Source organism: Streptomyces sp. NPDC006691, from assembly GCF_042869955.1.
Taxonomy (GTDB): Bacteria; Actinomycetota; Actinomycetes; order Streptomycetales; family Streptomycetaceae; genus Streptomyces.
Genome location: NZ_JBIAGW010000004.1, coordinates 237,384 through 257,608 on the forward strand (window position 1 = coordinate 237,384; position 20,225 = coordinate 257,608).

Genomic DNA, 20,225 nt, shown 5'->3' on the forward strand with positions numbered 1-20,225 from the left:
GGTCGGGTTGGCGGAGAGGTTCACGGCGGGCCCGATGCGCCGAGCAGTGGGAAGGCCGGTGTGCCGCTGCCGCGTTCCTGACCCAGCAGGACGGCGAGCAGGGTGGTGCGGTGGGGGTGCGTGCCCAGGACGGCATCGGCGGCCGGGGTGTCGACGTCGCAGCGCAGCCCGGCGCCGAGCCCGGCATCCGCCGCGGCCAGGCCGATCCGCTGGCCGATGACGCCGGCTCGCAGGTTGAGCCTCCGGTACCAACGGTCGCCGTGCCCCGGGTAGCCGGACTCGTAGTCTCCGGTCACCAGGACGGCGCAAGCGGCCTCGAACCCGGCCAGTTCTCCTGGCCCGTTGGGCGGGAACAGGCCTCGGGGAGTGGCATCCCCGGTGACCGGTACGAGGTCCCCCGTGCGACCGTCGCGCCGGTGGCACCCGGGTTCCAGGCCGGTGACCCGATGGGCGACCACGTACAGGGCGCAGTCGACGGGGGCGGCGTGGTCCATGGGGATCGGGCCGGCGGCCTCCTCCAGGACGGAGAGCAGGGCGGGCAGGGGCACCGGCACCGGCTCGAAGCCGGAGCGGGCCGTGCGGCGGCGCAGCAGTGGAGCGCTGGGGGTGATCGCAGCCGGAACCCTGGTGGTGACCGCCGCGTGGACGCGTTCCGCCGTGGAGTTGAGGCCGAGCAGGCGCCCCAGTTCCTCGTCCGAGAAGAGCGCGTGCGCGACCGGCGCCGCACCGGCCGACTCCAGGAGGCTGAGTGCCTGACCGGTCAGTACGCCGGCGTCGAGTGCCTGAAGCCGGTGTCCGAAGGGGCCGTAGCGGGCCAGGTTCGCGTCCAGCCGGCTGGTGATCAGGAGGATCGAATCCGGTGGGTCGAGCGGCGGCCGGTCCAGCGCGCGGACGATGTCGGCGCGCAGGTCGGCGGGGGAGAGGAGTTCGAGGGCGTGGGCCGACGGCAGGTAGTGGCAGAGCCCGAAGGCGGTGGCCGTGTACACCTCGCCCGGGTAGCTGCCGCCACCGGACGGCACCGGCCGGCCGGCCGCGACGCCCGCGCCGGTCCAGTCGACCCGGGTGACTCCGTAGAGCAGGGAGAGGAGGGAGCCCAGACCCTCCATCGCGGCGGCCGGCTCCTCGTCGCCCGGGGAAGACGGGAAGGCGGGCGGGAACGGCAGGGGGATTACGGGCGTGCCCGGATGGTGTTTGGGCGCGGTACTGCCCGCGGCCTGGTCGATGGCAGGCAGCACACTGCCGTGCCGTGCGTGGTAGCGCCGCGCGGCCGCCCCTCCGGTCTCGACGGGTGGGGGGTAGGCATCGGGCACGTCGGGCACGGGAACGGCGGGGGTGGTCCTCATGAGTGCGCCCGCGCCGGGGCGGTGGTGTCCCCGACAGCATGGGCGGCGCGCACCGGGGAGGTCTCGGTCGGTGTGCGGCCGTGGTTCGCGGTGGGGGTGTCCGTAGGTGTGCCGGCATCGCTGGGGGCAGGGCGGGCGTGCGGTGTGCCGGTGCCGCTGCTTGCGGGGCCGTCCTCGGGCACGGCGGACCCGTTGGCCACGGTGGCATGGTCCATCGAACCGGAAGCGGAACCGGACCCGTTGGCGGCGGTGGCATGTTCCGCCGAACCGGAGCCGTCGGCCGCGGTGGCCAGGACCAGTTCGAGTGCGCTGACCCCGTAGACCTCTTCCACCGCGTTGGCCGCGAGATGGCAGAGCAGATAACGGGTCAGGCCCGGCAGGCCGAGACGCGAGAGATGCAGGTAGGTGTAGTTGAGCATCAGGCGGTAGCGCAGGAACCGCGGATCCCGGTACATCATCTCCTTGTACGTGGCGCTCCCGCTGACAGCCCGGTGCAGTGGGCTGGACGCGACCAGATCGCCGATGCCGTTCTCCTCGTCGCTCGGAATCTCCGCCTCGGGAATCTCACCGGCCTCGTACAGCGCGGTCCAGCGCCCGCCCAACGGGTCGATCGCGGCCACCCAGTCATGGAGCGACGCGGCCCAGGCCGGCCCTGCCCCGTCCCCTGCCCCAAGACCCGGCCCGCGCCCCGTCGCAGCCGGGTCGAAGGACTTGACCACCTCGCGCACCTGAGCGGTGAGGACGGCGCGGTTGGCCGTGTACCGCGCCTCGAAGGCGTTCCGCACCTGAGGGCCGGCCGTGCTCAAGTAGCCCTCGGCGTGCGAACGGAAGGAGACGAACCCACGACGGATCGACGGGTCCGACGGGTGCCGGCAGAGCGTGTGGGCGGTGGCGAGCATCAGACGCAGGGCCAGCGTCTCGCGCGGCAGTCCCGCCGCGACGGACTCCAGGTGCTCGAACAGCAGGCCGTTGGTCCGCTCGTAGAAGAGGGCCAGTTCGTCGGCGCCGACCGGGCAGCCCAGGACGTCGATCCGCCGGTCGTGCTCCTCCCAGATGATCGAGTTGTCCGGGTAGAAGGGGGTCAGCGGGCCGGACTCCCGTTCCGCCGCGGCGAGACGGCGGTGCAGCGGAAGGAGGGCGGCCTCGTCCAGCGGCGGCGCGGTGGACGGCCGCTCCCGGAGATGGCCCCCGACGAGTTCGGACACCGCGGGCACCACGAGTTCGTCGAAGACGGCGGCGGTCGCCCGGACCACCAGACGCAGATGGGGGCCACGACGCCAGTGCCGCAGCACATAGGCCGATTCCACCTGACCGGCGCAGCGCTCGATCACCGGCCGTACGGCGTGCAGGATCAGGTGGTCGGTGTCATCACCGAAGTACGCGATGTGGGCCGCGCGCCACTGTGGCTCTTCCAGCTGCGGGATGGCTGTCACCGAAGTCGCTCCTTGGTGGATCTGTGCTGGTCGGGACTACTCGACGGGGCGTTCGGGTCGCGGAGGCCCGGCTTCGCCGCCGTACCGGGTGCGGCCTCCTCCCCACACCCCTTACAGGGCCGACGCTCTCGGTCGTCGGAGGCCAACTCCCTTACGGCCAACAGGGCGAGCCCGCGCAGGGTCGCCTCCTGACCCAGCCGTATGCCGAGTCGGTTGCATGCCAGATGCGTCAGATGGCCGACCGGCGAGGAGGGGAGCCCGGCCTGTCGCTGGACGCCGCGGCAGGCCGCGAGCCACCGGCTCACGGGATCCGTACCGGAGAACGCCTGCGAGGCCGCGCGCGCCGCACGGGCAACGGTGAGCAGGGCGGCCCGCCGGCTTCCGTACTGCACCAGTACGTCAGGGGTGGGCGTGGGTCCTGCCGGCGGTGTGGCGGCGTCCAGGGTGCCGGTGAGCAGGGCGAAACAGTGTGCTGTCCGCCGTGCCGGACTCCACTCGGCAAGCGCGGCGTCGAGGGCCAGTTCGCTGCACGTGGCGAACGCGTCCTCGACGGCGCGCAAGGTGGTGCCGTACCCGTATTTGCCGTGTTCCGGGCGGTAGTCGTGGAAGACGAGGCTGTCAGGGGGCGCCAGGACGCCGGGCTCGCTCTCCGGCTCGCGGGCGCTCAACTCCCGTGCCAGTGACTGGTATTGGTGTGCCGACATGCGCGGCGAGGCAGGCAGCTCGCGGAACAGCGCCTCGGCGTGTGCGTCGAGGGCGGCCCGCACGTCGGTCTCGGCCGCAGGGGTGGTGAGGCGAACCCGCAGCCGCAGGTGCGGGCCGCCCTGCCAGTGGCGGAGGAAGAAGTACCGGTCGGCAAGCCCGCGTTGACGCAGTTCCGCGACGGCTGCCGGGACGAGCCTGCGCAGCACCAGGTCGAGCGGGTGGCCGGTGAACACATGGGCGCTGACCCAGCGATCCAGTGGTGCGGAGTGCGGCACACCTGCCGACGAGTCGTTCAGCATGTGTGCGGCCCTCGGTCCGCCGGGGCGCTCGGGAGCTCGATCACGAACTCGGTCGCGTAGCGGTGGCCGTCCGGGCGGGCCGGTGCGTCGTAGGGGTCGGGCAGCGCCTCGGTGAGCAGCAGTGGTCTGCCCGTGGCCGCCGCGCGCTCGAAGACGCGCAGGAGATGGGCGTGGGCGAAGTCGACGAAGACCGGTTTGCGGTCCTTGTCGTGCAGAGCGGGCCCGGTGAAACCGTCGGCCGGACGCGCGGTGAGGACACGCAGGAAGCAGCGCCGGGGGAGGCCGAGCGCCGCTCGCCAGGTGTGCACCCGGACCAAGTGGGCGGCGTCCGACTCGCCGGTGTCACGCGCCGGAGCCCGGCCGGCGTCGATGAACCAGGTGGCGCGGCGCAGCACCACGGAACCCAGCGCGAGGCGGGGCAGCTTCGTCCACCCGCCGTTGCCGGCTCCCGTGCCAAGGCCCGCGCGGGACTGGTCGATCCGCTCCGGAGGGAGCAGCTGCCACAACTGCGGCCAGTCCGACCAGAAGAGGTACGAGGTCACTCCGAAGGCGCCCACCAACAGCCTTGCCTGGAGCGGAAGTAGGGGCGTGGCGAGCAGCCCCAGGTGAACGGGCCGCGTGACGCGGCCCGTTGGACGGTGGACGAGCAGAAGACGCTCCACGTGAAGGTCATGTACCACGTCCAGTTCGGCCGGCCCGATCAGGTGCTCGGGCGGTCGTTGGGAGGCCGATCCGTCCAGGTCGATCGCGTAACGGGTCGTGGCCGTTCGCTGGTTGAGGGCGCTCCCGAAGACGCCGTCGAGTTCCGCGTAGAGGGGACCGTGCGCCGGATCGTGGTGGTCGGTCCACTCGACCTCGGGCGCGTCGGAAGCGCCCGACGCCTCCAGCAGTCGGGCGATCCGGGTGCGCCCGGTGCCGTGGCCGCCCGTGACCGTGTTGAGCACCAGCCCGGGCCCGGGCCCGGCACTCAGGTCGGGAAGCGTCTGGACGTAATAGGCGTGGCTGTCGCCGGAGGTCTCGGGGCCGGGCCAGCCGCCGCAGAGGTCACGGACGGCGGACGGATCGAGACGGACGGTGCCGTCCGGCGCGGGCCGGGTGCCGGCGATCAGCTGTCGCAGCTCGTCCTGCCGCCGCGCGTCGCGCTCGGCGAAAGCGCCGGACCCGGCGTTGGCCCACCATCCGCCGAAGTTCTGGAGGAAGTGGGTGAACGGTCGCCGGAAACCCGGGCCGCACGTGGTCACCGCGTGCCGCCGAAGGCCGTCGCGCGCCGATGCGAGGGTGTCGAACGGGGCGAGAAGCGCCGGTACGAGAGCGAGGTCCCGCAGGGTCGGCTGCCAGACAGCGGGGTCGAGTGAGGCGGCGGGCCCGGTGGCGACCGTGTGGTGGAAATACGGCGGCCCGATGCTCAACTCCGCGCTCACGGGCTGTAATTGGAGGTAGGTGGACGCTTCCGTGAGGTGGTGCCGAAGACGGCTCGCGATGCGTCGGTGCGAGCCGGGAGCGGCGTCGCGGGCGGCGCCGATCTCGTCGCGGATGGCGCGGAGGCCGGTGAGCAGGGGGCTGGGAGCGCCGCTCTGAGAGGGCAGGTGCCGGTTGAGCCAGTCGCAGAGCGCGGCCGCGTCGAGTCTCTGGTCGGGCAGCCCGAGGCGGACCTCCAGGAGCCCCAGCCGAACGAGCCGCGCGAGGACGGCGTCGGCGCTGTTCCCGGGAGTGGCCGCACCGAGCAAGGTGCGCAGCCGGGCCGGGCTGCCCGCCTCGGTGACCGCCGCCAGGATCGCGGCCAGAGCCGGTGTGGCGGGCAGCGTTCGCACCTCGCCGGACGGGCCGGGCGCGGTGAACAGCCATCGCTCGCCCTCGGGGGAGGGGAGTGCCGTGGCCGACGGGTTCACACGGAGCCGGACCGCCGCGGCCAGTTCGGGCACGTGGGCGAGGGCGGCGGCGATCCGGGCCAGGGGCAGCAGACTCACCTCGGCCACCTCGGCCCGGCCCGAATCCTCCAGGCGTACGGCGACGCCGATGCCCGGCACCCAGTGGCCGAAGCCACTGGCGGCGAAGGTCGTCAACGGGCTGGGCTTGGCCATCGCGCGGCTCGCGTACTTGGCCAGCCGGACGGCCGCCCCGTCCAGCGGTTTCCGTGCGGGTGCGTCGGCCTTGCCCCAGCGCAGCAGGTCCTCGTAGAGGTCCGGGCTGGCATAGCCGAGCCCGGCGGCGAAGGCCGGATCCTGGATGAGCGCGGCCAGGGCCGTCGCCGCCGATCGGGTCTCGGCCGACAGGGCATGACCCAGTTCGGCGAACAAGCCGGCTCGGGAGCGGCGCAGAGCCACGTGCCGGTGGAGTCGCTCGGCGAGATCGGCACCGAGCACGTCCGGCGGCGCGGCCGTGTCGATGAGTGGGGCGATGCGAGTGCCCTGGTGCACCGCCCGGCGCAGTCCCACCAGCCTTGCCTTGAAAGGGCGGGCCGGGGCAGTGCCGATCAGGGCGTACAGCGCATCGCTCAGCTGTGCGGCATCGGCGAGCAGTTGGCGGTCCAACTCGGCTGTTTGCAGGGCGAGTTCGGTGCTGCGGGGGATCATCGAGGCGTCGAGTGCGGTGCTGGGAAGGCCGGCGATCCTTACGCCCACGGGGCCACTGGGTGACGTGGGCCCGGGGACGGTGACCAGGCGTGAAGGCGTCGTGTTCCGGCTCATCAGAACACCACCGGGAGGCGGAAGGATGCCGATGGCCGCGCCGCACCGACCGCCACTTGGAAGATCACCGTCTCCTCGTCGGGGATCAGCCCGAGCAGCCGTTCCGCGGTGGCCGCGTCGAAACCGTTGTGGACTCGGGCGGCCAGCCCATGACGAGCCGCGACCACACAGATCAGGTGTGCCGCCGCCCCCGCGCCGAGGTGCAGTCTGCGGAAGGCGTCGTCGCCGTACCGTGCGACCGCGGTTCCGCGCCGGACGGCGAGGTACGCGACACAGACGGTCGAGCGGAAGTTCATCGACACCCGGCCCTCGCTCTGCCCGATCCGTTCGAGCGAGGCCAGCGGATCGCCCTCGCCGACCTGCCGGAGCCGGCCCTCGCTGTGGATGTAGTGCCCCGGCGCGAGGTTGGTGATGCTCCGTGCCAGGAGGTGGCAGGAGAAGTCGCTGAATGGAGCCGCGGCGAGAGCCGCTTCGAGGTCGCCGGTCAACTCCCGTGCGGCAGAGGCGGGTTCGGGGTCGAAGAGCGTCGCTCCGGAGTGCCGGGCGCGCAGCACCGACGCGAGGTCGGGTGGGGGCCAGGCTTGGCCGGCCGGCCGCTGCGGGCAGGCGTCGACGGGGCCGCCCGACGACGTGGACCGCTCCAGCTCCAGGTAGCCCATCGGATGCTCCCCGGCAGTGGGCAGCCACGGTGCGCAGAGGTCGTTGAGCGTCCTGCGGTCCTGGCCCGGCCGTGTCCGCAGGCCGAGCGCCGAGGCGACCAGATGCACCGCTCCCAGCAGCATGCCCGCCTCCTGGGCGCAGAGCCGGGGAGCGTAGTCGCCATAGAGCCGGGCCGTCCGGGCGAAACGGCTGGTGATCACGACGAAGCGGGACGCCGACTCCGACTCGGCACACTGAATGCCCGTCACCGAGGACGGCAGGAACATGAGTTGATGATGAAGGGGATCGAAGCGAAGTGCTCCGGTGGGTGTGACCAGGGTGAGTTCGCTCGGGTACCGGCACCGGGCCGAGGCCACCGCACGGTGAAGGGGCCAGCCGCCGGGAGTCAGATCGTGCTGGAGCAGTCCGTAGGAATAGTGCAGCAGCGCGGACACGACGGCGGGATCGGACGGATCGGCCGGATCGGCCGGAAACTCGGGAGGGGGTGGCAGATGGAGCGGCGGTGGCATCAGCGGGAAGCGCGATCCGCGGGGGAACGGGTCGATCTCCGCCTCGTTCCGCCCCGGGGCCGCATGTCCTTCGGCGAGCGTGGCCGGGATGGCTCGGCGTGAGTAGACGGCCTCGGCCCAGAGCCCGGCGGGAAACAGGACGTCGCTCGCGGGGCTGCGGGGAATCTCGTGGGTCGGTCCGGTGCCGCGGTGAGGACCGGGAAGTCGCCGGCCGGTCATCCCGACTCCGCGCCCAGGAAGCGTCCGGTGGCCAGGTCGAGCAGCATGGGCTCGGGCGTCGATGACGGTTCGACGGCCCCGTCCGCCTGGTCGAGACCCGCCACCCGGCGCAGGAGGTGCAGGCACAGCTGGTTGGCCGCGAGGGCCGCGACGGGGCCACCGAGGTAGGGGCTCGGCGTGCGCGCGGCAGCCGGATGCGCCGCGTCCGACCGGAGCCGGTCGGCCTCGACAGCACCTCTCACAAGGGGAGTTGGGGCTTGTGATGCGTGCGCGGCAGCCACGTCGCTGATCACTACGTGCCGTCCCCGGCCCACCACCTGCCCGTACCCGAGACCACCGCCCGAGGCCAGGGCGCGGGCGAGCTCCGTGGCCTCGGGGTCGTCCAGGTCCGTACCGAGGAGCACCACGCCTACGCCCGGGGGCAGTTCGCAAGGGGAGCCGTCGCTCAGTTGCTCGTAGTGGAACGAGCCACCTTCATCACGGAGCAGCTCGACGCAGTCGTTGAGCCGGGCCACATCCGTCGTGGGCCCCGACCTCCCCCCGGCTTCGCTCAGCCGAAGGCGGACGTGTGCCACGCCCGAGGCGAGCAGGGCGAGGACCAGAGCACTCGCCAGGCGTCCGGAACCGATCACCAGCGGGGCGCATGCGCGGTAGCGCTCGAAGCGGTACTCGGGCGAGTCGGCGCGGGCGGCGATGAAGTCGATCAGCGCGGCGTGGCGGGTACGGTCGGCCGGGCTCAGGTTGTGGGGGAGATCGGCGGTGGCGTCGCGTACGAAACCCTCCCGGGCCAGGAGCTCGACCAGGGTGCGGACATGGTGTGCGGCCCGGGGTGGCAGGTCGGCGGTCAGCCGGTCCAGGCTGTTGCTCCCGTCGAGGAACGGGCGGAGCCTTTCCAGCCACGGGTGGATTCCTGGCAACGCGAAGGCGGAGGAGCCGCGAGGCCCACTGATCACTACGCCCCGGTCGGACGGCAGCAGATGTGTGTCGGGAAGCAGTCTCGGCCTCATCCGCACCTCCTCGGGATACCTGGACGGAATCGCCCCAACGGAACGCCCGACGACGAGCCTTGCGCAGGAGCTCTCGGGGACCGCGCGTGTAGGTGTGAGGTGCCGGACAGGGACGCGCCGACGGCCTCCGGGCGGCCGACACTAGCGGAGGCGAATGGTCTAGTCCACCCCCTTCACAGTTCACAATCGTCACGCTAGTGTCCCAACTGGACGTCCAAATAAGCCTGTTGATGCTCCATTCGGATCGAAAGGAGGGCTTTGATGAACGAGAACAGCAATGGCTCACCCTCGCTCGCTGCGGCGGTGGCCGACCTCGCGCTGGACCTCGACCTGGACTCGCTGGCCGGGGACGAGCACAGCCAGTCGCTCACCGCAGGGCACGGCATGACGGAGGTGAGCGCGTCCTTCTGCTGCGCTCCGCCGCCGAACTGCTGTAACTGCAGCTGTTCCTGAGTAGGTAGCGCGTGCCGGGCAGACGTCGGCCCGGCACGCGCGTCTGCCCGGCATCCGCCACCCCGGACACGTCCGGCTGACCGGCGCGGGCCCCACCGCCTCGGGCCTCGGCCCCACCTGTTCGCCAGGGCGCGGCAGGAAAACTGTCGGCCGCGACTCCGGCCGACGGCCCCAAGTCACGGCCGACGGCCCCAAGTCACCAACAGATGTGCGGTGGTTCGGATCCGGATCGGATCCGGCCGCTACTTGAAGAGGCGGTCGGAACTGTTGGCCATGCGGTGGGTGGAGCTGTGCTTGTTCACCCAGTCGCGGACGAGGTTGATCGCGTTGGCGCACTGCCAGCTGTCGTCGTACTCACGAACGCCGGTGAAGGCGCCGTAGCCCGCGATGATGCCGTCCACCTGTGCGTCACCCAGCAGCTTGTCCACGTACCACGGATCGTTGTACGTGGTCGTCCACGACAACGTTGCCGCGAGTCGCCCGGCGGACCGGTCCGCGGCGCCCTTCTTGAGCTCGGCGCACGTGTTCCAGGTGGCCTCCGTGCAGTTTCCGAAGCCCTTGGTGATGTCCGAGTCGCCGTAGTCCATCGCCCGACGGCCGTTGGGGAACCCCGAGCCGGACCGGTTGAAGGCGCCCACGACCTGGTCACGGGTCCCGGTCGTCGTGATGCCCTCCAGGGGGCCGAGCTTCCCTTCCAGGCTCTGCCAGCCCCGGCCGCCGACATCGGGGGTGCTGCCGCCGTGGTACTCGAAGAACCCGTAGAGCACCTGGATCCCGGCGGCGGTCAGTCGCTGTGCCTTGTCGCGCAGTCCGGCGACGCTGCACGTGCGGTTGGGTGCTTCTCCGCAGTAGTTGGGGTCCTTGATGTCCAGCCAGACCAGGGAGAGCCGGCGGCCCGCATGGGCGTTGGAGACGATGCGGTCGATCATGCTGTCGAAGCTGGGGCCGTGCCGGGTGTCACCGGCCGAGGAGCAGTCGTGGTACGCACGCCACTCGTTGGGGTTCCACCAGGAACAGACGTCGATCTCGATGCCGTTGGCGCCGTGCTTGAGTGCCGCGTCCACCCCCTCCAGCGTGTCGACGCGGTGCGCGATGGCGTAGATCGCATGGCGTTGGTCGGCCGCCGACGCCGGGGTCGTGCCCAGCGTGGTGACGCCGACGATGCCGCACAGCGCTGCCAGCACGGCCAGTAGTGCGCGAGGACGGGTGCCTCGTCGTAAGTGAGTGGTCAAGGAGACTGCTCCTTCAGGTCGGGATGAGAAGTCAGGCCGGGATGTGAAGTCAGGTCGGGATGTGAAGTCGCCTGTTCGGAACGGGATGTGTCGTCCGGCAGGGCGACGGACGTTGCACGCGCGCTGCCCCGTGTGGGGCTCGACGGACGCACTGCCGACCAGCCAGATGAGCCGGTCGCCCCGCACGTTGCGCGCCGCCCCGCGCCTTCACATATCCATCACAAGTGAGTGGTCGCACCTGCGCTTGGTGCCTGCCTCTGGGGGGCTGCGCCGCAACCGTCTTCCGCTGGTGGGCCGACGGCTCAGAACGCGTACGCGCGCAGAAGCGTGAGCGCGTCCTGGGAGCCGGAATCCTCCTCCGTGGTGACCACTACGAGGGACTGGTCGGGCGATCGGGCGGGGAGCAGGATCTGCTGAGTGATGGTCAGCTCACCCACCAGGGGGTGACGCAGCCGATATCTGTCCGCCTCGCACGGCCGCACCCGGTGATCGCCCCACAGCTCGGCGAAGTCCGGTGCCGTCATGGACAGTTCACCGATCAGCGACGCGAGCAGCGCGTCATCGGGGTGGCGCCCGGCCACCTGCCGCAGGCTGCCCACGACCGCCCGCGCCTTGCGTTCCCAGTCCACGTAGAGCTCTCTGGTGTGCGGGTCGAGGAACAGCATGCGGGAGAGATTGGGCCGGTCCTCGGGGCGTTCGGGCGCGGTGGGGGAGAGGTGCCCGGCCAGCAGACCGTGCGCCGGTGGGTTCCAGGCCAGCACGTCGGAGCGGCGTCCGAGGATGAGCGCCGGGGTGCCTCCCACCGAGCGCAGCAGGTCACGGGTGAGATGGTCCGCACTCTCCGCCGGAGGTCGCCGGAGGGGCCGGCGTGGCTGCGAGGCGAGTTCGCGCAGATGCGCGCGCTCGTGCTCGTCCAGCCGTAGGGCGGTGGCCAGCGCGTTCAGGACGCCGTCGGAGGCGTTGACCGACTGGCCCTGTTCGAGGCGGGTGTAGTAGGAGACGCTCACTCCCGCGAGCTGAGACAGCTCCTCGCGACGCAGCCCCGACACCCGTCGCCTGCCCGGCAGTTCGGGCAGGCCCACGTCCGAAGGCCGCACCTGTGCCCTTCGGGCCCGTAGGAACTCGCTGAGCTGCTGGGAGACCGCCATGGCTCCGAGTATGCCCGCGGCGCCGGCTGACAGCCTGCCCCTGCCATGCATAGGCACGGGCCGGGACTGGTGCCGAAGCCGCGCCGGGGGGAGGTTGGCAGCACCTCCCCAGTTCCCCCCCCCAACGGACAGGATCAGTCATGCGGGAAATCGTTCTCGGCGACGTTTCGATCACACGGGTCGTCGAGTATTACGGATCGGTCGAGTTGGCCCCGGCCACTTTCTTCCCCGATGCGCCGGAACAGGCATGGCGTGAGCACGCGACCTGGCTGGAGCCGGATTTCGTCGACCTGGCCTCGGAGGAGTGCGTCAGCGCGATCCAGACCTGGCTGCTGCGCAGCGAGGGGAAGACCATTCTCGTCGACACCGGTGTCGGCAACGACAAGGAGCGCCCCTACGCGCCGATCTGGAGCCGTCGGCAGACCGATTTCCTGGGTGAACTCGCCAGGGCGGGCGTACAGCCGGGCGATGTCGATCTGGTGGTCAACACGCATCTGCACGTCGATCACGTCGGCTGGAACACCCGTCTGGAAGACCGCACGTGGGTCCCGACGTTCCCGAACGCCACCTATCTGATGCCGGCCCGCGACTTCGAGTTCTGGAACCCCGAAAACGGTCACGTCTCCAGGCTGGGGCGCGGGAACCAGAATGTGTTCGAGGACAGTGTGGCGCCGGTGTACGAGGCGGGGCAGGCACTGCTGTGGGACGACGGCCACGTCATCGACGGCAATCTCCGGCTCGAACTCGCCCCGGGGCACACCCCGGGTTCCTCGGTGCTGGCGCTGGAATCGGGCGGTGACCGCGCGCTGTTCGTCGGGGACCTGCTGCATTCGCCGTTGCAGGCCGTCGCGCCCGACGTCAACAGCTGCTTCTGTGAGGATCCGGCGGAGACCAGGGCGACACGGCGACGGCTGCTCGGTCGGGCCGACGACACCAACTCGCTTGTTCTGCCCGCGCATTGGGGCGGATCCGGCGGCGCTGAGGTCAAGCGAAACGGGGACACCTTCGACATCGCGGCGTGGGCCCCCTTCGCCCGGCTGTGAGGCCTCACGTTCCGGAGCACGCGATCGCACCTCGGCCGTCCCCGACCCCAGTGCCGGACCCCCCCTACCGAAACCCCGGTACCCCGAGCCTTATCCATGTGAAGGAGAGCTGGAGACCCATGCCGGATCCGATCGTGACGACCGCCACCGGACGCGTACGAGGTGGCATCACCGAGTCCGGCGGCAACGAGGTGCGGCGTTTCCACGCCATCCCCTATGCCGCTCCACCGCGCGGCGCCGGCCGCTTCGCGCCGCCCCGCCCCCATCAGCGCTGGACGGAGGTGCGTGACGCCTCGGCCCCCGGGCCCACCGCGCCGCAGCCGCGCCGGGACGCGTTCGGCGCTCTCGACATGTCGCCGTACTTCGGGCCGGGCTGGATCCGGGGCGACGACCACCTCACGGTCAACGTGTGGGCTCCGCCGGAGGCGTACCGCAGCCCGGTGATGGTGTTCGTGCACGGCGGCGGGTTCGTCGCGGGCTCGGGCGGCGCGGACCTCTACGACGGCACCGCGTTCGCCCGTGACGGCGTGGTGCTCGTCACGCTCAACTACCGCCTCGGTATCGCGGGCTTCCTGGACCTCCCCGGCGCGCCCGCCAACCGTGGACTCCTTGACGTGATCGCGGCGCTGCGCTGGGTGCGGGACAACATCGCGGCCTTCGGCGGCGATCCGGGCAACGTCACCCTGTTCGGCCAGTCCGCGGGGGCCACCATCGTGGGTGCCGTGCTCGCGGCGCCCGCCGCGGCGGGACTGGTTCAGCGGGCGATCGCGCAGAGCGGAAACGGGCTGGGTGCGTTCTCTCCCGAGCAGGCGTCACGGGTGACGCGCAAGGCCGCGGCGGTTCTGGGCGTCGCGCCGACGGCCACCGCCTTCGCCGGGGTCCCCGACGAGAGGCTCGTCGGGGCCGTACCCGAGCTTGGCGGCCTCGACCTGCGTACGGCCGACCGGCCGGACCCGCTCGTGGGGCTCAGCCCCTTCAGTCTCGTACTGGACCGACAGCCGGCCGAAAGCCCCCTGGCGGACGTGGATCTGCTGATCGGGACCAACGCCGAGGAGGGGAACCTCTACCTGGCGCCGCAGGGCAGCCTGGCGACCTCCACCGCGGAGGACGTACGCGCGACAGCCGCCGCCCACGGCGCGGCCGAGCCGTTCATCGCCGCGCACCGTGACCGGCATCCGGAAGCGGGTCATGCCGAACTGCGCTCGGCACTGCTCGGCGACGCGTTGTTCGGTGCCGGCAGCCGACGCCTGGCCGAGGCCCATCGCCGCGCCCACGTCTATGAGTTCGCCTGGCGGTCACCCGCCGTGGGCGGCACCCTCGGCGCCGCCCACACGGTGGAACTCCCCTTCGTGTTCGACCGCCTCGCCCTTCCGGCCCTCCGTGGCGAGCAAGGGTTGCTGGGTCGGGCCGAGCCGCCCGCCGCGTTGGCCGAGGAGATGCACGCCGCCTGGGTCGCCTTCGCCCGGACCGGCGATCCCGGCTGGCCGACGCTGACCGAGGGCGGCCCGGTCCGGCGGTTCGGCGGGGTGGGGACAGGGGCGGCGGGCGCGCCGTGACCGATGGTGCCGGCGCGGTCAGGGGTAGTAGGGCGTGTAGGTGATCGAGGAGACCTTGAGGTAGCGGGCGCCATCGGCGGTGGCCCAGGTGGAAGCATTGGGATTGCCGGGCCAGTCGCCCCCCACGGCGGTGTTGACGATGAAGTGCATGCCGGTTCCGGGCGGTGTGGTGTACCACTTCGTGCCGCTGAAGCCCCCGTCCACCCAGAAGTCGATGTGGTCGGGCCACCAGGAGAACGAATAGGTGTGGAAGCTGTTCGTCCACGCCGAGGCGTTGTTCCGGGCCCACTGGGTCTGGCCGTTGTTGGTGTCGTGGAAGGTCTGGTAGACGGCCGTGGGGTTCTGTCCGACGATTTCGGCCGCGTCCATCTCGGGCAACCAGGGGTTCAGATAGGCACCCCAGACCGCGGGAAGCAGCCCCTGCCCGTTCGGCATGCTCGCGGTGAAGCTGTAAGTGCCGTATCCGTAGAGCGACTTGGACTCGACGCGCCCGGAGCGGTACTGGCCGCCACCCGCGTTGTACGTCTTGATGATCAGGGTGCTGCCTTCGTACCAGACGCAGTCCGGCGTGTACGTCTCCAGCTCGTGGTTGGCGGTCCACCGTCCGTTGATGACGTTCCACGAGTTGACCGTCTGCGGCGTGCCCCAGGAGGAGGCGTGCGCGGGCGGCTGCCCCACCAGGACCATCGAGAGGGCGGCGAGCATCACGCCCGCCCAACGGGGGGATCTCACACGTGCAGAGAACATCGCGGCTCCCTTGCTCGGATGACCGGGACCGGGACCAGGACCGTGGGAGCGGTTCCATGGTTGGTTGTGCCACGGACTGTAGGAGTTTGTTCGAAACCTGACAAGACCCTCGTCGATGGGCGGGCGATGGCCGCTGGCCGGGAACGGGTTAGGGCGCCGACGCGACGCGGATCTCGCTCAGGTGGAGGTCGGCCACCTGGCGGTTGTTCACGTTGCGGCGGTCCTCAAGCGCGCCGGCCGCGATCGCGTTCCCCAGGGCGAGGCCTTCGCTGATGTAGTCGTCGACCGCCTTGCGGTTGGCCTCCTTCTTGAGCAGGCGTACCAGGTGGCCCATGAACACCTCACCCAGGACGGTGAGTTCGTATCCCAGCGCCGTGTGCCGCACGAGGCCCTCGTCGCAGAGGGTCTGGAGAGTGCGGACCTGCTCGTCGTCGAGCGCCCCGTTCGCCAGCATCCAGTCGTATCGATGCTGCGGCAGTCCCTCGTGCCGCAGGGGGAAGACCCACAGCGCGGCGTCGGCCTGCGGGACGGTGGCGCACTTGGGCAGGTGCAGCGGGTGCTCCTTGCGCTCGGCGGCGGCCATCCACTGCCCCAGGGAGCTCACTTGCTCAAGGCGGACGCCGGGCATGCTGGAGATCGCGCTGGCGCCGACGCCCAGCAGGAACGCCGCGTGGTGGCTCTGGCCCAGGCACTCGTTGCCACTGATCTTGTCGAGCGTGCGGGCGGGCACGGCGGACGGGTCGATGTACGTGTTGGTGCCGCGCCGCACCCACCCCTCGCGCAACAGGGTGCCGTAGGTGTTGAGTCGCATGAGCGCACGGTCGTGCGGGGACGCCTGCTGCGGCAGGGCTCCGGAGAGGAGCCCTCCGATCAGGGACGGCGAGGCACCTGACGTCAGCAGGTAGGAACTGATCGCGTTGATCGAGGGATGCTCGATGAGGGCTTGCAGATCGTCGAGGGCCATGGCGAGTGACTGCCCCGGCAGGCAGGTGATGAGGTCGGCGTTGACGACGGGAATACGGCCGTCGATCATGTCGAGCACCTTCGACAGGTGCGTGAGCGAGCGCGGCTGGCGCATGTGCGTACGCAGGTCCGGGTCGAGCGTCTGGATTCCGAAGGACGCCTTCGTCACGTCGTGGCGGACCAGCTCCTCGATGAACTCGGGCCGAGTGGTGCTCAGCGTCATCTCGACGGAGAACTCGGTGGTGTCGGTGCAGCCCGGCAGCCCCCTGACGCCTTCCAGGATCCGGCCGACATGGGACCCGAGCAGGTCAGGACTGCCTCCGCCGATGTGTACGGAGCTGATGTGACGGCCCTTCACCTGGACGCGGTCCATGAGGTCCGTCAGCTGCCACATCACCAGCTTGGAATAGCGTTCCGCCATCTTGTAGCTGATGCTGTTCGCGCCGGTGAACGCGCAGAACGTGCAGTTCTGCGCGCAGATCGGTACGTGGATGTAGAGCTGTAGGGAAGCGTCGGGCAGAACGGGTGCCGCCGACACGGCGTCGAGCACACCCTGGTTGGTCAGGGACGGATCGTCCGGCAGCATCCAGTAGTCGATCGTGTTGCTCGCGAGTGCGTCGAACCGGCTCCCCAAGAGCCCCGAATTGCCGACCGCAGACATGTGACGTACCCCCCGGTTACATGGCGAAGGCCAGACGTCCCCGCGGCACGATGTGCGGCCCGGCGTCGACCACGGCTGACGTTAGGCAGGAGGGGGCCCGGGTCACCAGTCCACCTGGCTGTCCTTTGCGCCGACCACTTGAAGCGTGCCAACTCAACTCACTGCAGGCGGAGTTCGGGCCGGGCGGAGCATCGGCCTCAGGGAGGTGCTGGTGGCGTCGGCGGCCACGTGCTGCGCGGCGGGGTCGGACAGGTGCTCCCGAAACGTGGGCAGATCGGTGTCACGCACCTCGCGAAGGGTGATCATCTGGCGGTGGCTCCTGGGGCTCGTCGACAAGGCGCTCGGTGGAGGCCGTGGTTCGTCGCGGATCATGCGAACGGCGAGAGTTCCGCGGTGACGCGGATGCTCGCCGGGCCGAGGAGTGTATCGCTATGGCTGGGCGGGCGCGGCTGTCCGTAGGACGTCGAGGGCGGTGGCCGGCGGGAAGACGACGCGGAGTTTGCGGACTCGCCTGTCTCGGCGGAACATGAGCCACACCAGGCTGGGTGGGCAGATATGGACGGCGCCGGGATGGGTGACGTCCATTTCCCAGATCGCGAGGTCGCGGCCGGCCACCACGTGCCGCAGGTGCTGTCGTACGCCGGCTTCCAGTGTCCGGCGCATGACCGGCACCGGATGGACGTGTTCTCCGGGACGGCCCAGCTTGCCGATCATCTCGGCTTCCGGCGGCCACAGTTCGGAGATGTCCGGGGGCAGGCCCCCGCACTCCCACGCCTCCAGGGTCGCCAAGCCCTCGTGTCTGCTTTCGCTTTCGAGGGCGGACGCGTCGCCGTGTGCCTGCACGGCGGTCGCCGTAAGCGTCCGGGACATCCGCGCTCTGGCCTGATGCAGGCGGCTGCGCACGGTGCCGACGGGGATCTCGCAGGCGGCGGCGATCTCCTGGTACGAGGAAATGCCGCTGAAGTGCCGCAGCATCAGCACCAGCCGGTACTGCTCCGGCAGTTCCTCCACCGCGTCCCAGATCCAGTCGCGCATCGCATGCCGCTCTATGAGCCGCTCGGGGTCCGACGACGGATCCGGGCTGGGCACGAGCCAGGGGGCCAGGGCGTCGAGGCCCGGCCTCTCGCGGGCGGCCCGCAGCCGCATGCGGCAGGCGTTGCGCACGACGGCCCGAAGCCAGGCTCCCCCGGAGGCGGGGTCGCGCACGTCGCCGATACGGAGCAGCGCCGTGAGCGCGGCATCCTGCACCGCGTCCTCCGCTTCGGGTCCATGGCCGAGGAGACTCAGCGCCACCGCGCGCATGGGCGCCTGATGGCGGGCCAGGAGCAGGCCGAGGGCCGCCGTCTCTCCGGACTGGGCCCGGCGGGTGAGTTCCGCATCCGTGGGCGAGTCGAGTACCACCATGCCCGTATGTCCGCCTTCGTGATGGTCCATCAAGAGTGTTGTCGAGGCTGTTGTCACGCATGGTCGTCACCACCCCTGCGGCGGGCGGGGAAAGGCGCGGCGACGCCTGCCCGGCGTGGGCGCCCGGCGGACCGCAGTGAACCGGGACGGTGCTCACTGCGGCGACAGCCGGTCAGGGGTCTGGGAACGGGTCCTACTCCGCGGAGCCCTTCGCCGCCTTCTTGATGAATTCGGCGACCACATCGGGCTTGGACACGTATACGGCATGGCTGCCGCTGGTCTCTGCGACCGTCGCACCGGCCCGCTCGGCCATGGTGCGCTGCGCCGGGGGCGGAATCATCCGGTCCTCGGTCGTGACGAGGTAGGAGCTCGGCTTGCTGCGCCAGGCCGGGTGCGACACGGCGCCGCCCAGTGCTTCGAGGCCCCACGGCACTTGGGAGTCGGCCAGGAACCGGGCCTCGTCCCGCGGCAGGTCCCCGGCGAAGGAGTCGGCGAACTTCTCTCGGTCCAGGAGGAGGTAACCGTCGACGGGCGGCAGGATCGGCGGAACCGGAGCCCCGGGCGGGGGATCGGCGATGAGGGTGCTCACGGACTCGCCCTTGTCCGGGGCGAAGGCCGCGATGTACACGAGCGCGGAGACCTTCTCGTGGTTGCCGGCCTCGGAGATGACCGCGCCGCCGTAGGAGTGGCCGACCAGTACGGTCGGGCCGTCCTGCGCGTCCAGGATCCGCTTGGTCGCGGCGGCGTCACCTTCGAGTGAGACCGTCGGGTTCTGCACCACGGTGACGCGATAGCCGTCCTCGCGCAACCGGTCGTAAACGCCCTTCCAGCCCGAGCCGTCGACGAATCCGCCATGGACCAGAACGACGTTTCTCGCTTGGGGTGCGGTACTCATGTGGCGAGTTCTCCTCTGCTTGACGTACGGGGTGCGGGTGCTTGCGGCGCGGTGGGCCGTGAACTCCGTCCGGGGTGGGGCGAGTTGCCGGGTGAGTCCGTCACAGTTCGTCGCGGCCCGGGTTCGGGTAGTTCCAGCCTGCGTTGAAGGTGTGCAGAACGCGCAGGTAGCGACGGACCTGGTCGGTGTTCTCGATGGTCCCGAGACCCGGGATGTACGGGACGGTGGGGGTGGAGGTGTTCCCGGCTCCCACGAGGTTCCAGTAGAAGTTGGAGACCACGCCCCAGTTGTTCTCCAGATTCTGCTGCCAACCCTCCAGGCCGGTCCGGCCCCAGCTCCAGTCGCCGACCGCGGCGCGGAAGACTCCCTCCAGGTCGTTGAAGCGGGCGGCCTCCGATGTCATCTGGATGAGGAGCATCAGGGAGCGGGCGGTGTTCTGGGTGTTGGTGTTGGCCGAGGTCTGGTTGGCGAGCTGGAGGATGGATGCCCGGATGTCCTGCCACCAGATCGGCATGCTGGAACGGTCACGTCCGGCGGCCTGGACGAGCGCCTGGTAGTTGCCTCCGAACGGCAGGTTGGTGATCGAGGTGTCGATGGGGCGACGGTTGAAGCTGGCGTCGTTGAAGGTGTACGAGACTCCGCTGCCTTGTGGGGAGTAGCCGACGACGTAGAGGTTGTCGGGCTGGACCCACAGGTCGACGGCGCGTCTGCGGCCGCTGTCGTCATTGGCCGACAGCGAGACGCGAACGATCCCCTCGGTCTGGGAGGCGTCCTGCGTGTACTGGGTTCCGTCGCGCCAGGTGTCCGAGACGGCGGCGCGCAGGCTGGCGAGGAACGTGGAGTACGCGATGGTCTGCTGGCTGTTGGGAGCGTCGCCCAGATCCAGCCAGACGTGGTTGATGGATCCCTCGCCGGTGTGGGCCGCGGCCGGCTGGGCGGAGGAGAGCAGTCCCGGCACTACGGCCAGGGACATGGCGAGCGCGAGCACGGCGCGGCGTAAGAGGCCCGGGCGGCCTGCGGTGGTTCCGTGGTGTTGCATGACATCAACTCCCTTTCATTTCAGGCACATTGGTGCTCGACCAGTAGTCCAGCGCCGACCTGCCTTCCGCGTCGAGAGGAAGACAGGCCGTCGCGCGTTCGTTTGATGCCTCGACGCGTACTGGATGCGCGGGCAGCGGCAAAGTTCTCAGAACGGGATGTGACTCCCGTCACGGTCATCCGGGAGGCTGGAGGTCGGCGGGGACCGCCTGGGCCTCCCTGG

17 protein-coding genes are annotated in these 20,225 nt (G+C 70.6%); 3 read left to right on the forward strand and 14 right to left on the reverse strand.

Annotated elements, in window-relative coordinates:
• Positions 1 to 20: 20 nt before the first annotated feature.
• Genes ACFYNP_RS11155 through ACFYNP_RS11180 form a run of 6 tightly spaced genes read right to left on the reverse strand, consistent with a single transcriptional unit; the run spans position 21 to position 8,862 of the window.
• Entirely contained in the window at positions 21 to 1,343 is a 1,323-nt protein-coding gene (locus ACFYNP_RS11155; protein WP_388784707.1) for a hypothetical protein, read from the reverse strand.
• Positions 1,340 to 2,776, reverse strand: coding sequence for a thiopeptide maturation pyridine synthase (locus ACFYNP_RS11160; RefSeq protein ID WP_388784710.1), 1,437 nt, complete (start codon positions 2,774 to 2,776; stop codon positions 1,340 to 1,342). Before ACFYNP_RS11160 ends, ACFYNP_RS11155 begins: the two co-directional genes overlap by 4 nt.
• Positions 2,773 to 3,780, reverse strand: a complete 1,008-nt coding sequence (locus ACFYNP_RS11165; protein WP_388784713.1) for a lantibiotic dehydratase C-terminal domain-containing protein — start codon at positions 3,778 to 3,780, stop codon at positions 2,773 to 2,775. The genes ACFYNP_RS11160 and ACFYNP_RS11165 overlap by 4 nt, the downstream gene beginning before the upstream one ends.
• Positions 3,774 to 6,467, reverse strand: coding sequence for a lantibiotic dehydratase (locus ACFYNP_RS11170; RefSeq protein ID WP_388784715.1), 2,694 nt, complete (start codon positions 6,465 to 6,467; stop codon positions 3,774 to 3,776). Before ACFYNP_RS11170 ends, ACFYNP_RS11165 begins: the two co-directional genes overlap by 7 nt.
• Positions 6,467 to 7,855, reverse strand: a complete 1,389-nt coding sequence (locus ACFYNP_RS11175; RefSeq protein WP_388784718.1) for a nitroreductase family protein — start codon at positions 7,853 to 7,855, stop codon at positions 6,467 to 6,469. Before ACFYNP_RS11175 ends, ACFYNP_RS11170 begins: the two co-directional genes overlap by 1 nt.
• A complete protein-coding gene (locus tag ACFYNP_RS11180) occupies positions 7,852 to 8,862 on the reverse strand; it encodes a hypothetical protein (protein WP_388784721.1) in 1,011 nt (336 codons plus the stop codon). The genes ACFYNP_RS11175 and ACFYNP_RS11180 overlap by 4 nt, the downstream gene beginning before the upstream one ends.
• Before the next feature lie 261 nt (positions 8,863 to 9,123).
• On the opposite strand from ACFYNP_RS11180, the gene ACFYNP_RS11185 reads away from it, so the two are divergent.
• A complete protein-coding gene (locus tag ACFYNP_RS11185) occupies positions 9,124 to 9,315 on the forward strand; it encodes a thiomuracin/GE37468 family thiazolyl RiPP peptide (RefSeq protein ID WP_382584850.1) in 192 nt (63 codons plus the stop codon).
• Positions 9,316 to 9,557: 242 nt separating this feature from the next.
• Here ACFYNP_RS11185 and ACFYNP_RS11190 read toward each other — a convergent pair whose 3' ends face one another.
• Both ACFYNP_RS11190 and ACFYNP_RS11195 read right to left on the reverse strand, forming a co-directional pair.
• On the reverse strand, positions 9,558 to 10,499 hold the full coding sequence (locus ACFYNP_RS11190; RefSeq protein WP_388784724.1) for a phospholipase: 942 nt from the start codon (positions 10,497 to 10,499) through the stop codon (positions 9,558 to 9,560).
• A 350-nt stretch (positions 10,500 to 10,849) separates the two neighbouring features.
• Complete coding sequence (locus ACFYNP_RS11195; RefSeq protein WP_388784727.1) at positions 10,850 to 11,695, reverse strand: helix-turn-helix transcriptional regulator; 846 nt, start codon at positions 11,693 to 11,695, stop codon at positions 10,850 to 10,852.
• Between the two features lie 140 nt (positions 11,696 to 11,835).
• On the opposite strand from ACFYNP_RS11195, the gene ACFYNP_RS11200 reads away from it, so the two are divergent.
• Both ACFYNP_RS11200 and ACFYNP_RS11205 read left to right on the forward strand, forming a co-directional pair.
• Positions 11,836 to 12,738 (forward strand): MBL fold metallo-hydrolase, encoded by a 903-nt coding sequence (locus ACFYNP_RS11200; protein WP_388784730.1) that lies wholly within the window; start codon positions 11,836 to 11,838, stop codon positions 12,736 to 12,738.
• Between the two features lie 119 nt (positions 12,739 to 12,857).
• Entirely contained in the window at positions 12,858 to 14,294 is a 1,437-nt protein-coding gene (locus tag ACFYNP_RS11205; protein ID WP_388784733.1) for a carboxylesterase/lipase family protein, read from the forward strand.
• Positions 14,295 to 14,312: 18 nt separating this feature from the next.
• Here the strand turns inward: ACFYNP_RS11205 and ACFYNP_RS11210 are convergent, their stop codons facing one another.
• From ACFYNP_RS11210 to ACFYNP_RS11235, 6 genes are all read right to left on the reverse strand, one after another.
• A complete protein-coding gene (locus ACFYNP_RS11210) occupies positions 14,313 to 15,026 on the reverse strand; it encodes a family 16 glycosylhydrolase (protein WP_388410431.1) in 714 nt (237 codons plus the stop codon).
• 163 nt (positions 15,027 to 15,189) lie between these two features.
• Positions 15,190 to 16,665: a radical SAM protein gene (locus tag ACFYNP_RS11215; protein WP_388410428.1), complete on the reverse strand. Its 1,476-nt coding sequence runs from the start codon at positions 16,663 to 16,665 to the stop codon at positions 15,190 to 15,192.
• 153 nt (positions 16,666 to 16,818) lie between these two features.
• Entirely contained in the window at positions 16,819 to 16,971 is a 153-nt protein-coding gene (locus ACFYNP_RS11220; protein WP_388784736.1) for a hypothetical protein, read from the reverse strand.
• Positions 16,972 to 17,094: 123 nt separating this feature from the next.
• Positions 17,095 to 18,099: an RNA polymerase sigma factor gene (locus ACFYNP_RS11225; RefSeq protein ID WP_388784739.1), complete on the reverse strand. Its 1,005-nt coding sequence runs from the start codon at positions 18,097 to 18,099 to the stop codon at positions 17,095 to 17,097.
• A 163-nt stretch (positions 18,100 to 18,262) separates the two neighbouring features.
• Positions 18,263 to 18,964, reverse strand: a complete 702-nt coding sequence (locus ACFYNP_RS11230; protein ID WP_388784742.1) for an alpha/beta fold hydrolase — start codon at positions 18,962 to 18,964, stop codon at positions 18,263 to 18,265.
• A 100-nt stretch (positions 18,965 to 19,064) separates the two neighbouring features.
• Positions 19,065 to 20,003 (reverse strand): ribosome-inactivating family protein, encoded by a 939-nt coding sequence (locus tag ACFYNP_RS11235; RefSeq protein ID WP_388784744.1) that lies wholly within the window; start codon positions 20,001 to 20,003, stop codon positions 19,065 to 19,067.
• Positions 20,004 to 20,225: the final 222 nt, after the last annotated feature.

Coding starts and splice junctions, on each gene's coding strand:
- ACFYNP_RS11155 (WP_388784707.1), bottom strand. CDS start 1,343: ATGAGGACCACCCCCGCCGTTCCCGTGCCCGACGTGCCCGATGCCTAC.
- ACFYNP_RS11165 (WP_388784713.1), bottom strand. CDS start 3,780: ATGCTGAACGACTCGTCGGCAGGTGTGCCGCACTCCGCACCACTGGAT.
- ACFYNP_RS11170 (WP_388784715.1), bottom strand. CDS start 6,467: ATGAGCCGGAACACGACGCCTTCACGCCTGGTCACCGTCCCCGGGCCC.
- ACFYNP_RS11175 (WP_388784718.1), bottom strand. CDS start 7,855: ATGACCGGCCGGCGACTTCCCGGTCCTCACCGCGGCACCGGACCGACC.
- ACFYNP_RS11180 (WP_388784721.1), bottom strand. CDS start 8,862: ATGAGGCCGAGACTGCTTCCCGACACACATCTGCTGCCGTCCGACCGG.
- ACFYNP_RS11185 (WP_382584850.1), top strand. CDS start 9,124: ATGAACGAGAACAGCAATGGCTCACCCTCGCTCGCTGCGGCGGTGGCC.
- ACFYNP_RS11195 (WP_388784727.1), bottom strand. CDS start 11,695: ATGGCGGTCTCCCAGCAGCTCAGCGAGTTCCTACGGGCCCGAAGGGCA.
- ACFYNP_RS11200 (WP_388784730.1), top strand. CDS start 11,836: ATGCGGGAAATCGTTCTCGGCGACGTTTCGATCACACGGGTCGTCGAG.
- ACFYNP_RS11205 (WP_388784733.1), top strand. CDS start 12,858: ATGCCGGATCCGATCGTGACGACCGCCACCGGACGCGTACGAGGTGGC.
- ACFYNP_RS11215 (WP_388410428.1), bottom strand. CDS start 16,665: ATGTCTGCGGTCGGCAATTCGGGGCTCTTGGGGAGCCGGTTCGACGCA.
- ACFYNP_RS11220 (WP_388784736.1), bottom strand. CDS start 16,971: ATGATCACCCTTCGCGAGGTGCGTGACACCGATCTGCCCACGTTTCGG.
- ACFYNP_RS11225 (WP_388784739.1), bottom strand. CDS start 18,099: ATGGACCATCACGAAGGCGGACATACGGGCATGGTGGTACTCGACTCG.
- ACFYNP_RS11230 (WP_388784742.1), bottom strand. CDS start 18,964: ATGAGTACCGCACCCCAAGCGAGAAACGTCGTTCTGGTCCATGGCGGA.
- ACFYNP_RS11235 (WP_388784744.1), bottom strand. CDS start 20,003: ATGCAACACCACGGAACCACCGCAGGCCGCCCGGGCCTCTTACGCCGC.